General features: G+C 68.9%; 14 protein-coding genes. 7 read left to right on the forward strand and 7 right to left on the reverse strand.

Annotation, left to right across the window (positions count from 1 at the left end):
• Nucleotides 1-79: 79 nt before the first annotated feature.
• Both ON30_RS24765 and purU read left to right on the forward strand, forming a co-directional pair.
• The gene (locus ON30_RS24765; RefSeq protein ID WP_040710592.1) at nucleotides 80-619 is read left to right on the forward strand and encodes a GNAT family N-acetyltransferase; all 540 of its coding nucleotides are present in this window, start codon (nucleotides 80-82) and stop codon (nucleotides 617-619) included.
• Nucleotides 620-686: 67 nt separating this feature from the next.
• Complete coding sequence (gene purU, locus ON30_RS24770; RefSeq protein WP_040710594.1) at nucleotides 687-1,565, forward strand: formyltetrahydrofolate deformylase; 879 nt, start codon at nucleotides 687-689, stop codon at nucleotides 1,563-1,565.
• A 55-nt stretch (nucleotides 1,566-1,620) separates the two neighbouring features.
• On the opposite strand, the gene ON30_RS24775 is transcribed toward purU, so the two are convergent.
• From ON30_RS24775 to ON30_RS24795, 5 genes are all read right to left on the reverse strand, one after another.
• Nucleotides 1,621-2,664 (reverse strand): alpha/beta fold hydrolase, encoded by a 1,044-nt coding sequence (locus tag ON30_RS24775; protein ID WP_040710595.1) that lies wholly within the window; start codon nucleotides 2,662-2,664, stop codon nucleotides 1,621-1,623.
• A 139-nt stretch (nucleotides 2,665-2,803) separates the two neighbouring features.
• Nucleotides 2,804-3,109, reverse strand: coding sequence for a DUF2516 family protein (locus ON30_RS24780; protein WP_040710597.1), 306 nt, complete (start codon nucleotides 3,107-3,109; stop codon nucleotides 2,804-2,806).
• 59 nt (nucleotides 3,110-3,168) lie between these two features.
• Entirely contained in the window at nucleotides 3,169-3,840 is a 672-nt protein-coding gene (locus ON30_RS24785; protein ID WP_040710598.1) for a hypothetical protein, read from the reverse strand.
• Nucleotides 3,837-4,376: a helix-turn-helix domain-containing protein gene (locus ON30_RS24790; protein WP_040710600.1), complete on the reverse strand. Its 540-nt coding sequence runs from the start codon at nucleotides 4,374-4,376 to the stop codon at nucleotides 3,837-3,839. The genes ON30_RS24785 and ON30_RS24790 overlap by 4 nt, the downstream gene beginning before the upstream one ends.
• Nucleotides 4,377-4,553: 177 nt before the next feature.
• Nucleotides 4,554-5,876: a DUF445 domain-containing protein gene (locus ON30_RS24795; RefSeq protein ID WP_051029935.1), complete on the reverse strand. Its 1,323-nt coding sequence runs from the start codon at nucleotides 5,874-5,876 to the stop codon at nucleotides 4,554-4,556.
• Between the two features lie 140 nt (nucleotides 5,877-6,016).
• Between ON30_RS24795 and ON30_RS24800 the strand changes: the two genes are divergently transcribed.
• The 5 genes from ON30_RS24800 to ON30_RS24820 all read left to right on the forward strand — a co-directional run bounded on the left by ON30_RS24800 (nucleotide 6,017) and on the right by ON30_RS24820 (nucleotide 11,015).
• The gene (locus tag ON30_RS24800; protein ID WP_083911646.1) at nucleotides 6,017-6,814 is read left to right on the forward strand and encodes a TetR/AcrR family transcriptional regulator; all 798 of its coding nucleotides are present in this window, start codon (nucleotides 6,017-6,019) and stop codon (nucleotides 6,812-6,814) included.
• Nucleotides 6,815-6,994: 180 nt separating this feature from the next.
• Nucleotides 6,995-8,419, forward strand: a complete 1,425-nt coding sequence (locus tag ON30_RS24805; RefSeq protein ID WP_040710601.1) for an ABC1 kinase family protein — start codon at nucleotides 6,995-6,997, stop codon at nucleotides 8,417-8,419.
• Between the two features lie 36 nt (nucleotides 8,420-8,455).
• Nucleotides 8,456-9,706: a saccharopine dehydrogenase family protein gene (locus tag ON30_RS24810; RefSeq protein WP_040710604.1), complete on the forward strand. Its 1,251-nt coding sequence runs from the start codon at nucleotides 8,456-8,458 to the stop codon at nucleotides 9,704-9,706.
• 261 nt (nucleotides 9,707-9,967) lie between these two features.
• Nucleotides 9,968-10,273 carry a hypothetical protein gene (locus ON30_RS24815; RefSeq protein ID WP_157183825.1) on the forward strand — a complete coding sequence of 102 codons (306 nt, stop codon included), beginning with the start codon at nucleotides 9,968-9,970 and terminating at the stop codon, nucleotides 10,271-10,273.
• A gap of 109 nt (nucleotides 10,274-10,382) precedes the next feature.
• Entirely contained in the window at nucleotides 10,383-11,015 is a 633-nt protein-coding gene (locus ON30_RS24820) for a class I SAM-dependent methyltransferase (protein ID WP_040710863.1), read from the forward strand.
• 3 nt (nucleotides 11,016-11,018) lie between these two features.
• Here ON30_RS24820 and ON30_RS24825 read toward each other — a convergent pair whose 3' ends face one another.
• Together ON30_RS24825 and ON30_RS24830 are read right to left on the reverse strand one after the other, a co-directional pair.
• Entirely contained in the window at nucleotides 11,019-11,864 is an 846-nt protein-coding gene (locus tag ON30_RS24825; RefSeq protein ID WP_040710607.1) for a polyphosphate kinase 2 family protein, read from the reverse strand.
• Between the two features lie 21 nt (nucleotides 11,865-11,885).
• Complete coding sequence (locus ON30_RS24830; RefSeq protein ID WP_040710608.1) at nucleotides 11,886-12,605, reverse strand: ESX secretion-associated protein EspG; 720 nt, start codon at nucleotides 12,603-12,605, stop codon at nucleotides 11,886-11,888.
• Nucleotides 12,606-12,861: the final 256 nt, after the last annotated feature.

Below are 12,861 nucleotides of genomic sequence, written 5' to 3' on the forward strand. Positions count from 1 at the left end.
ACCGGACACCCGTTGATGTCCGGCCGCAGGTCCGAGGCGCACGCGGGTGGCCACATTCGTCGGGGAGGAGCCCGCACCCGTGCTGATCCGTCGCGAACGCGCCGAGGACGCGACCGCCATCGCCGCGGTGCATCGCAGCGCGTTCGACCCGGGGTTCCGGGCTGAACGGCCCGATGCCCCCGCCGACGCCGACCCACCCGAGGTCGCCTTGGTCGAGGCGTTGCGCGGCGACCCCGGCTGGATACCCACGCTGTCGCTGGTCGCCGTGGAGTTCGAGGCGGTCGTCGGTCACGTCTGCCTGACCCGCGCGAGCGTGGGGCCGTTCCCGGTGCTGGGCCTGGGTCCGATCGGCGTGCTCGCCGACCGCCAACGCGACGGGATCGGCTCGGCGCTGGTGCACGCGGCCCTCGGCGCGGCCGACGCGCTGGACGAACCGCTGGTGTGTCTGCTCGGCAGTCCCGAGTACTACCCGCGCTTCGGCTTCGTCCCGGCCGCCCGACTCGGCATCGCCCCCGACGACCCCGACTGGGTTCCGCACTTCCAAGCGCGGGCGCTGACGGCCTTCGAACCGCAGATCACCGGCGAATTCCACTACGCCGAGCCGTTCTACGACCTCTGAGCCGTGCCGGGGCGGCCGGCCGCCGACCCCGGCATACCCGGCGCAACCCGCCTGGGACAATGGTCGGATGAGTGTTGCCCACGACCGCCGCTACGTGTTGACCTTGGGATGTCCGGACCGACCGGGCGTCATCGCCCGGATCAGCTCGTTCATCGCCGAGTTCGGCGGGTCGATCGTGGAGGCCGGCTACCACTCCGACCCGGAGACCGGGTGGTTCTTCACCCGCCAGGCCATCGCCGCCGACACCGTGCCCTTCGGCCCCGAGGACCTGCGCGAGCGCTTCGCGGGCATCGCCGCCGACCTCGGTTCGGAGACCGGGTGGCAGGTGCACGATTCCGGGGAGCGCCGCCGCGCCGTCCTGCTGGTCAGCCGCGACGGCCACTGCCTGCACGACCTGTTGGGCCGGGCGGCGAGCGGCGAACTGCCCGCCACGATCGAGGCGGTGATCGGCAACCACGCCGACCTGGCCGCCATGACCGAGGCGCACGGCGTGAAGTTCCACCACATCGAGTTCCCGAAGGATCCGGCCGAGCGTGGCCCGGCCTTCGAGCAGGTGCGCGCCCTGGTCGACGCGCACGAACCGGACGCGGTGGTGCTGGCCCGCTTCATGCAGGTCCTGCCCCCCGAACTGTGCGAGCACTGGACGGGCCGGGCGATCAACATCCACCACAGCTTCCTGCCCTCGTTCGTCGGCGCGCGGCCCTACCACCAGGCGTTCGCGCGCGGGGTCAAACTCATCGGCGCGACCTGCCACTACGTCACCGCGGAACTGGACGCGGGCCCGATCATCGAACAGGACGTCAGCCGCATCGACCACGCCGACGACGTCCGCGACATGGTCCGGCAGGGCCGCGACATCGAACGCGTGGTGCTCGCCCGCGGACTGCGCTGGCATCTGGAGGGACGCGTGCTGGTCCACGGGCGACGCACCGTGGTGTTCTCCTGAGCCCGGCCTTCTCCTGAGCCCGGCCGCTACTGAACCCGGTCCCGAACCGGCCGCGCTAGCCGACGGCGGCGTCCACCTGCCGCCGCGCGTCCGCGACCACGTCGAGCAGGGTGGCCAGTTCCTCGTTGAACCGCTCGTGGGCTTCGACATTGCCCAGGTGACCGGTTTCGAGCACCTCGTGGCGCACCAGCGAATCGATTTCGGTCAGCGTCGCGGCGATCCGCTCGGCGTGGATCGGCGGGGTCATGAAATCGGCCGAACCGGCGATCACGGTGGTGGGCACCACCAGGTGGCGGGCCGCGTCGCCGAGGTCCATCTCCGCGAGCAGCAGGCCGAAGGCGGCGCGCACCCGGGCGGGGCAGGACCGCACCACGGCCATGCTGTAGTCGACCAGTTCCCTGGTGGCGTTGGTGTGCATGATCTGCCGGGTGAAGATCCAGCGGATCGGCAGCAGCGGCGGGAGCAGCACCGGCGTGCCGAGGCCACGGCGACCCAGCCACGCGGGCAGCGCGATACGCAGACCGCGCGGCAGCAATCGGTTGAACAGCGGCAGGACGGTGGTCTCGGCGACCAGCGCGCCGGAGGCGGTGTTGGTGAGCAGGACCGCGTGCGCGCGGGCGGGGACCTGCTCGGGGAAGCGGCCCGCCCAGGCTTGCAGGGTCATGCCGCCGAGGCTGTGGCCGACCAGCACGGCCTTCTCCCCCGTGGGCACGGTCGCGTCCAGGACGGTGTTCAGGTCGTCGGCGAGCAGGTCCATGCTCAGCGGGACGGTTCCGTAGTCGCTCTCGCCGTGGCCGCGCTGGTCGTAGGCGACGACCCGATAGGGCCCGGCGAAGGCGTTGATCTGGGCGTTCCAGTATTCGATGGCGCAGGTCCAGCCGTGCACGAGCACGATGACCGGCGCGTCGGCGGGACCGTAGGCGTGCACCCGGAGTCGTGCGCCGTCGTCGGTGGTGACCGTGACGACCTCGTGTTCGACGGTGGGCGCGTTGAACGCGGCGGTCGCGTAGGTGCGCGACCGCAGGGAAGTCCGGTGCAGGTCGAGTCGCCCACGGGCTCGTCCCGAGAGGTTCGCCGACCAGTGCGTCAGTACGCGCATTCTCCGACACTCCTTTGTGTTACTGATAGATACAGTAACCCCTCGGGAGGCTGCTAGCCAGAGCTAGCACACGAAAAACGCCCGCCCCGAAGCGCCCCGGAGCGGGACACCGCGGCGACGGGCGCGCGGAGAACAGCCTCTACCAGCGCGGACCACGCTGGATCTCGTCCACCTTGGGCCGCACGTCGGCCAGGTAGACACCGGTGGCGATGATCGCGATGAACGCGAGCAGACCCAACCCGGCCGGCGAGAGCAACAGCAACAGCAGGGCCACGCCGAGAATGGCGAGCCAGATGGGTTTGGTCTGCTTGTCGACCGCGGTGAACGCGTCGGGCCGCTGGCGGATGGCGTGAATCAGCGCGAAGATCGTCGCGCCGAGAGCCGCGAGCCACAGCACGAGCATTATCGTTCCGGTCAACCCGTTCACGGTGTTCACCCGATCCATCATACGAGCGTGGCCCCGCACACGCCGGTGTGCGGGGCCACGCTTCGATACCCGGAAACTCAGATCTCCTTGGGAGCGGCCTTCTTCACGGGCGCCTTCTTCGGAGCGGGCGCCTTGCGGGCGGCGGGTGCCTTCTTCACCACGGGCTCGGCCTCGGGAGCGGGCGCGGGCTCGGCCTCGGTGGACACGCCGACCACCTCGGCCTCGACGACCACCTCGGCGGGCACGGCCGACTCGACGGTCTCCTTGGTGCGGCCCAGCAGGCCGTTCACCCGGCCGATGGCCTCTTCGGCGCGACCCGCGGCGTCCTTGTACAGACCCTCGACGCGGACGATCCGATCCTCGACGAGGTGGTTGGCGCGCAGGCGACCGTAGGTCTCCTCGCCGCGCACGGCCAGATCGGCGTAGGCGTCGAGCACCTGGCGGTAGTACTTCTCGGCCAGCACGCGCAGTTCCTCGGCGGTGAACTTCTCGCGCAGTTCGGCGAGGTCCTCCGGCAGTTCCGAGGGCAGCCCGGCCAGCCGACCGCGCAGCGACTCGAACTGGGCCTGCACGTCGGCGGGCACCGTGGCGATCCGACCGCGCGCCTCCTCGACCCGCGCGCTGACGTCGGTGGTGGCCGCGCGCTCGCGGACCTGGGTGACGACGTCGACGGCGGCGGCGTAGACGGCGTCACCGGCGCCGACCGCGGCGAACAGGGGCTTGGTGACGGTGGCGTTCTTCTCGGTCATTCTTCGTTCTCCTGGCGTAGCGGAGTGTCGGTTGTCGTACGCGGAACGTCGCTGTCCCACTGGGGCTCTTCGGCCCCGGGCGCGGTGGCCCTCAGCCCCCCGTGTACGGGCTCGCTTCCTCCGTTTTCGCGGCGAAACGACTCGTAGATCTCCAGGAGCACTTGTTTCTGTCGCTCGCTGATCTCGGTGTCGGCGAGCAGTGCGTCCCGGATCGGACTGTGCGGCCGCTGCTCCAGATAGCCCGCCCGCACATACAGCACCTCCGAGGACACCCGCAGTGCCTTGGCGATCTGCGCGAGGACCTCGGCGGAGGGATTGCGCAATCCGCGCTCGATCTGGCTGAGGTACGGATTGCTGACCCCCGCCAGCGCGGCGAGCTGTCGTAGCGAGACCTGCGCGGCTTCCCGCTGCGACCTGATGAAACCACCGATGTCGTGCGCCGCGGTGGCGACACGCCCCCCTCGTTCCCCGGCGCCGTCCGACGGATCGGACGGATGACCGGTGTACTCGGCGGAAACCTCGGGCTTCTCTGCCATCACTCACCTTCTGGCGGTTGTACGGTTCTCAGTCTAGGTCAGGGTGCTAGCTCTTGCAAGCAGTCTGCTAGCACCTTTCGAGCAAATACGCAGCGCGCGGGTTTCACATCGAAGAACCATCCGTCGACCGGCGGTTTCACGCCCACCCGCGGACCGTGTCGGACGACACGCCGAAGATCAGCCGTGGAAGAGCAACTGCGAGACGGAATAGATCACCAGTCCGGCGAGCGAACCCACGACCGTTCCGTTGATGCGAATGAACTGCAGATCGCGCCCGACCTGCAACTCGATCTTCTTACTGGCCTCCTCGGCATCCCACTTGGCCACGGTATCGGTGACCAGGGTGGTGATCTCGCCCGCGTAGTTGCCCACCACGTAACGCGCGCCGCGATCGATCCAGCCGTCCACCCGGCCGCGCATCTGCTCGTCGTCGCGCAACCGCTCACCGAGCAGTTGGACGTTCTCGGCCACCTTGCGGCGCAACGTGCTGTTCGGATCGTCGGCCGACTCCAGGATCAGCCGCTTGGCCGCGCGCCAGGTGGCCGAGGCCATCCCGGTGATCTCCTCGCGGCCCATCACCTGCGCCTTGATCCGCTCGGCCTTCTTGATCATCGCGTCGTCGTACTGGAGATCGTGGGCGAACTCCTCCAGGAACCGGTTGGCCGCCAAGCGCAACTCGTGCTCCGGATTCGAGCGCACCTTCCAGGTGAACTCCACCAGTTCGCGGTAGATCTTCTCCGCCAGCATGATGTTGACGAACTTCGGCGCCCACTGCGGCGCGTCCCGCAACACGATGCGGTCGATGGTCTCCTGACTGCTCAGCGCCCACTGGTGGGCGCGCTCGGCCAGCAGGTCGAGCAGGGCCGACTGCCGGTTGTCGGCCAGCAGTTCGGTCAGCACCCGACCGATCGGCGGACCCCACAGCGGTTCGGCGATCCGTTTGACGATGGTGTTGTCGATGATCTGCTCGACGTCCTCGTCGCGCAGCACACCGACCACCGCGCGCAACAGCGTCGAACTCTCCTCGGCCACCCGCGCCGCGTGCCCGGGATCGGCCATCCAGCGGCCCACCCGCAGGGAGATCTGCGCCGAGGCCACCTTGGCGGAGACCACCTCGGGAGACAGGAAGTTGGTGCCGACGAAACTGCCGAGGCTCGCCCCCAACTGGTCCTTCTTCTTGCGGATGATCGCGGTGTGCGGGATCGGCAGGCCCAGCGGATGACGGAACAGCGCCGTCACCGCGAACCAGTCGGCCAGCGCGCCGACCATGCCCGCCTCCGAGGCCGCGCGCACATAACCCACCCAGTCCCCGCCCTGACCGCGCGATTCGAGCCAGCGGCAGAACAGGTAGATCAAGCTGGCGACGGCGAGCAGACCCGTCGCGAGCGCCTTCATCCGGAACAGGTCGCGCCGCTTGCTCGCCTCGTCGACGAAGAAGCCGGTCGGCCCCGCCGGGTTCGGCGCGTCGAGCACCGCTGTGTTGCCGGGAGCTTTCTGCATGCCTCCCATTCTGCTGTGTCGGAACCGATGGGTACCGGCCGCGCGGCCCCCGATCGGTCGCCGATTGTGTGGTTCGCGCCGCATCGGCGTACCAAACGCCAGTCTGCGCGATGGCCTGCACCTAAGCTGGGGGTGCCACGATGGCGGTATCACGCACGGCACACACCACACGAACGAGGGAGCCCACGCTGTCCACCGAAGACCTTGTCGATGTCGGTGAGCGCACCGAGCGACCGACTGCGGTCCGTAGCGGCGGAGTGGACGGCCGCAAACGGCGCTGGCGCCAGCACAAGATCGACCGTCGCGAGGAACTCGTCGACGGCACCCTGGCCGCGGTCCGCAAGCGCGGCTCGAATGCGGGCATGGACGAGATCGCCGCCGAGATCGGCGTCTCCAAGACGGTGCTGTACCGGTACTTCTCCGACAAGAACGACCTGGTCCACGCGACCATGCAGCGGTTCATCGAGACCACGCTGATGCCGCGGGTCTACGAGGCCATCAGTCTGGACGCCGCGGAGTTCCAGTTGGTCCGCTCGGCGATGGCCGCCTACGTCGGCACGGTCGACGAGGACCCCGAGGTCTACCGGTTCATCATGGGCAACGGCTCGGACGCGTCCTCGCTGGCCGAATTCGAGAAGCTGTTCGCCGAGGTGGTCTCCACCGTCATCGTCGCGCGCGGCCGCGAGCACGGCGCGCAGACCGACGGCGCGATGCTGTGGTCGTATGTGCTGGTCGGCGGCATCCAGTTGGCCACGCACTGGTGGACCACGGACAAGACGATGTCGCGCGAGGAAGTCATCGACTATCTGACGATGATGGCCTGGAGCGCCATCGAGGGCATGATGCGCGCGGGCGGATCGCGCGAGATCTTCAACGCGCGGACGCACGAGTTGCCGGATCATCCGGTGACTCCCCCGGACTCCGCGACTACCGACTGAGACAGTTCGGACCCAGACCCCCCGGGCGGTCTCGACTTTGTCGGACCGTTGGCTAGTCTGAACCCGAGCGGTGTCGCCACAGTGGGGTAGGTCACCGCACGCAACGTGTTCCGCGCGGTGGAGTCGCCCTTTCGCCCGCGTGCCCGTCGCACCGACCGCGGCACCGATGGAGGTACCTCGATGGCGAAGCAAGTGCCGACGTCCCGGCTTGCTCGTGGCACCAAACTGGGGGCGGTCGCGGCCGGTACGGTCCTGCGCACTCAGCGGACCAGATTGTCCATGCGGGGCCGCTCGGAGGCCGTCCGGGCCAAGATGGCCGAGGAATCCATGCTGCGCACCACCGAACAGGTGGTCATGGTGCTGGGCACCATGAAGGGCGTGGCGATGAAACTGGGACAGATGATGTCGGTCCTGGATCTGGACCTGGTTCCCGAGGAACATCGCGAACGCTTCCAGAAGCGCCTCGCGGTCCTGCGCAACGCGGCGCCCACGGTGTCGTTCGAGTCGATGCGCCAGGTGATCGAAGAGGATTTCGACCAACCGCTGGACCGCATCTTCGCCGAATTCGAGCCCGAACCGATCGCCGCTGCCTCGATCGGCCAGGTGTATCGGGCGACCCTGCACGACGGCCGGGTGGTCGCGGTCAAGGTCCAGTACCCGGGCATCGACATCGCGGTGCGCGCGGACCTGAAGAACCTCACCATGTTCCGCAAGGTGCTCCAGTCGGCGATGCCGTGGGTCACCCCCGCCGTCCTCGACGAACTGCGCCTGAACATGGAGAGCGAACTCGACTACCAGGCCGAGGCCGCCACCCAGTCGCAGATCGCCGAACTCTACGCCGGGCACCCGTTCATCGCCGTGCCGCGCTCGCTGCCCGAACTCAGCACCACCCGCGTGCTGGTCAGCGAATACCTCGCGGGCAGCGGCTTCGACGAGATCCGCACGCTGCCGCGCGCCGACCGCGACCGCGTCGGCGAGATCATCTACCGCTTCTACGTCGGCTCGCTGTTCACCTTCAACGAGTTCTGCGGCGACCCGCACCCGGGCAATGTGCTGCTCGCCGAGGACGGTCGCGTCGGCTTCCTGGATTTCGGCCTGTTCAACCGGATGGACGTCGACCACGTCGAATTCGAGAAGATCTGCCTGCGCGCGGCGGCCGAGGAACGCGCGGAGGATCTCCGGGAGTTGATGATCCAGCGCGGCGTCATCGATTCGCCGCAGGAGATCGGCGCGGAGGAGTGTCTGGAGTACGTGCTCTCCGCCTCGGAGTGGTGTCTGACCGACGAGGAACTGACCATCACCCCGGAACTGGCCAGCGGCGCGTTCCTGCTCGCGGTCGACCCGAGAGCCAGTGAGTTCGCGGGCATGAAACAGCAGAACCTGCCGCCGGAGCACCTGTTCTCCCGGCGCGCGGATTTCCTCACCTTCGGCATGCTCGGCCAACTCGAGGCCACCGCGAACTGGCACAAGGTCGCCCGCGAATGGCTCTACGACGAAGCGCCCGTCACCGAACTCGGTGTGGCGCACCACCGGTGGCTCGCCGAGACCAGACCGCCGCAACGGCTGCCCGCCGCGAAGAGCCGCACCCGCCGCCCCCGATCCTGACCGTCGAGCCCCGACCACGAACGGAAAGCAGCATTCATGACCGAAACGCGAGAATTCGACCTGGTCCTGTACGGCGCGACGGGGTTCGTCGGCAAACTCACCGCCGAATACCTGCTGCGCGCGGCCCCCGCCGACGCGCGGATAGCAGTGGCCGGGCGATCCAAGGACAAACTCGAGGCGGTGCGCGCCGATCTGGGGCCCAAGGCCGCCGACTGGGGCTTGGTGGTGGCCGATTCGACCGATCAGGCCGCGCTGAACGAGATGGCCGCGCGCACCACGGTGGTCGTCACCACGGTCGGCCCGTACCTGCGCTACGGCATGCCGCTGGTGGCGGCCTGCGCCGAGGCGGGCACCCACTACGCCGACCTCACCGGCGAACCGCTGTTCGTCCGCGAGGCCATCGACACCTACCACGATCTCGCGGTGCGGACCGGGGCCAAGATCGTCAATTCCTGCGGTTACGACTCGGTGCCCTCGGATCTGAGCGTCTACCGCCTCTACCGTCGCACCGTCGAGGACAACACCGGTGAACTCACCGACACCACCCTGATCGCCACGCTCAAGGGCGGGGTCAGCGGCGGCACCGTCGATTCGGGCCGCGCGCTGATGGAGGCGGTGGCCGCCGATTCGTCCAAGGCCAAGGTGCTCGCGCACCCGTACTCGCTGAGCCCCGACAAGTCGATGGATCCCGATGTCGGCAGGCAGACCGATATGGCCGTGCGCCGCGCGAACACCATCGATCCGTCGCTGGACGGCTGGGTCGGCACTTTCGTGATGGCCTCGCACAACACCAGGATCGTGCGCCGCAGCAACGGTCTGCTGGGGTGGCCCTACGGCAAGAACTTCCGCTACCAGGAGGTCATGGGCGCGGGCGACTCGCGCGTGGCGCCGCTGGTGGCGGCGGGGATGACCGGCGGCATCGTCGCGGCGCTGACGGTGGGGTCGCTGCTGTCGCGGACCGCGGTGGGCCGCAGGTTGCTCGATCGGGTGCTGCCCAAGCCCGGAACCGGCCCCAGCGAGCAGACCCGGGTGAGCGGGTGGTTCCGGATGCGCACCTACGCGCGCACCACCTCGGGGGCCCGCTATGTGGCGACGTTCGCGGGCAAGGGCGATCCGGGCTATCAGGCGACGGCGGTCCTGCTCGGCGAGAGCGGCCTCGCGTTGGCCTTCGACGACAAGCCCGAGATCGCGGGCATCCTCACGCCCGCGGCCGCGATGGGCGAGGTGTTGACCGCTCGGCTGCGCGCGGCCGGGATGACCATCGACGTCGACCGCGTCCACGAGTAGCGAACCGGAGCGCTAAGTTCCGGTTGATTCCACAACATCGAAGGCTCGGCGGGGCTGGCTGCGACGGTCGCCCGCCGAGCCTTCGTTCGTCGTCCCGCGCCCGATGAGCGGCAATCCTCCCATTTCACGGCCACACGACGGGAATTTTTCCAGGTCACGCCCGCCGCGGCGGAGTTGATCATCGGTCCGACATTCACCGGTACAGATTCGCCCTCCTCGGTTAGTATGTTAATAACGATTCACCAACTTAGGAGCGCGATGATGCGTACCCACCTCCGCTTCGCGGCCGCCTCGGTCGCGGCGGCGAGTCTCGTCGTCACGGCCGCCGGCGCGACGGCGGCCCCGACCACCACGGACCCGGCCACCGCCGTCGCCGCACCCTCCGGTTCGTCCGCGGTCGACACCGGCTCCGCGGCGGTCGAATCGCTGGGAGTGCTGGCGGGCCAGGGCAACATCATCGGGATCCTCGGCGTCCTGGTCACCCTGCCGCTCAACATCGTCACCACCGGCATCTGCGGCGTGATCTCCGGTTCGGCGATCCCGAACAACTGCACCGGCCTGTACTGAGCTTCCGGCGGGCGGAACCCCGCGGCTAGGCTGAGCCGTGACCGGCATCGCCGCCGTCGACCGACGGCGGCGGTGTCGCGGCACCACCGCACAGCCGAAGGACCGTCGGATGAATCTCGCCAGACTCAGCATGAACGCGCCCGTCGTCGCGGCGATCTACGAGAAAGCGTGGCGGCCGGCGATCTTCTATCTGGCCACCGGGCGCACCACCGCCGCCGACCGCCGCTACGCCGCCGCCGCGCTGCGTCTGGGCGGCGAACAACGCGTCCTCGATCTGGCTTGCGGCCCGGGCAATTTCACCCGCTTCCTCGGTGAGCGCCTCTCCGGCGGCGGCTACGCCGTCGGCGTCGACTACTCCGAACCCATGCTGGCCCGCGCGGTCGTGGACAACACCGGCCCCCGGGTGGGCTACCTGCGCGGCGACGCCCGCGAACTCCCCTTCGCCGACGCGAGCTTCGACGCGGTCGCCTGTTTCGGCGCGCTCTACCTGATCCCCGACCCGCTCGCCGCGACCGCGGAGATGGTGCGGGTACTGGCCCCCGGCGGCCGGATCGCGATCACCACCAGCCACCACGCCGACAACCTCGTCGGCCACGCCAGTCGCTTCGGCGGCGGACTGCTGGGCCTGCGGGTCTTCGACGAGCACACCTTCCCCGACCTGTTCGCGGAACTGGGCCTGGTCGAGATCGAGCAGCGGGTGCACCGCACGTTCCAGTACCTCAGCGCGACCCGTCCGCGCTGAGACTCACGCCTTCTCCAGGCGGCGCTTCTCGGCCTCGATGTCGAAGGTCGCCTTCGGCCAGTCCAGGTCCAAGGTCTCCAGCGCCTCGATCAGCAGTTCGGTGATCGCCAAGCGGGAGAACCACTTCCGGTCCGCCGGGATGACGTACCAGGGCGCGTACGGTGTGTTCGTACGCTCCAGCATCGCCTGATACGCCTCCTGGTAGGCGGGCCAGAACGCGCGCTCGTCGATGTCGGAGGGATTGAACTTCCAGTACTTGTCGGGGCGTTCCAGGCGTTCGCGCAGCCTGCTCTTCTGCTCGTCCAAGGAGACGAACATCGCCACCTTCACCACGGTCGTGCCCTCGTCGGTCAATTCCCGCTCGAAGGCGTTGATCTCGTCGTAGCGCGGCTCCCATTCCGCGCGCGGCACCAGGTCGTGCACGCGCACCACGAGCACGTCCTCGTAGTGCGAGCGGTCGAACACGCCCAGTTGCCCACCGCGCGGCAGCGCCTTACGGATACGCCAGAGATAGTGGTGCCGTTGCTCTTCCGGCGTCGGCACGCCGAAGGCCGCGTGGTCGACGCCCTGCGGATCGACCGACCCGATAACGTGACGCACGATGCCGCCCTTACCCGCGGTGTCCATCCCTTGCAGGACCAGCAGCACGCTGCGTTTGTCGCCCGAGCGGCCGTTGGCGTAGAGCTTCTCCTGCAGGTCCGACAGCACGGTCGTGCGTTGGGCCAGCAGCGGCAGACCCGAACTCTTGTCGCCGCGGAAGCCGGGGGTGGCCGAGGTGTCCAGATCCTCGATACGGACGCCGTCGGCGCGCAGCGCCTCCACGGCGGGGATCGACCAGTGCTTCGCCATCCCCCATCACTACCACGGTGATCAGTGGATGCGCGCGAGGTGGAGAAGGCGGCCCGCGAAATCGGCGTCGCCGACCGGGATGAGCTCCAGATCGTGCGCGGTGGTCAGCAGGTAGCGGCCGTCGCCGGTGAAGTCGAGCCAGGTGCAGTGGCGGGTGGGCGGGGACATCGGGTCCTCGGGCGCGACCGTCACCGTGATGAAGCCGCGGCAGTCGACGGGTTTGCGCAAGGTCTCGCGAAAGCGCCGCGCGCCCCGATGGCCTTCCGGCGCACCGGATCCGGGACTTAGAACCTCGGTCTGCGGCTCGCGCATCGGGCCCAGGCCGCCGGGCCGCGCCGTCCCGATGACGCGCACCAGGCGTTCGCCGAGTTCGCTCGCGTGACACAACTGCACGCTCACCTTGTCGGGGTCCGCGACCAGGATGCCCGCGTGTTTGTCGACCACCGCGGCGAAGGCCAGGATGCGCTGTTCTACCGGTTCGCCGCCGCGCAACGGGCCCGCGACGCGCTCGCCCGAGATCGTGACCGTGGTGGCGTCCTCGCGCGCGCACAGCGCCAGCGCCGCGGCCAGTTCCGGATCCGCCCGATTGGCGAAGCGCTGTGGCAAACGCAATGCGGCGTATTCGGTTTCGGTTCGTACGGTGGCCGCGGGCATCATGTTGATCGGATAGGGACGCCGATCCAGACTCGTCTCGCTCTCCCAGACATGGGTGAATTCATCCGGGGTGAAAACCCATCGCACCGTGCGCCGCTCCCGCCGTCGGGGGCTCGGTGGGCGACTTCCGTCATCCGGGCCACCCCTCGGCCAGGTCCACCCTCCGCCATACTGGACGGCACTCTACCGGTAGGTAACGTCCATCGTTACCTCCTTGGCCCGGCCCCGCCGCTGTGATGTGTCGCACGATTGGGTTCGCAGGATCGCGAATCGAGACGCGCGTCTCTCCGCCGCGCGGCCCCGCGCTCACGATCCTTCGCGATCTCTCAGGTTCACCCACGAT

The organism is Nocardia takedensis NBRC 100417 (assembly GCF_000308695.1).
GTDB classification, from domain to species: domain Bacteria; phylum Actinomycetota; class Actinomycetes; order Mycobacteriales; family Mycobacteriaceae; genus Nocardia; species Nocardia takedensis.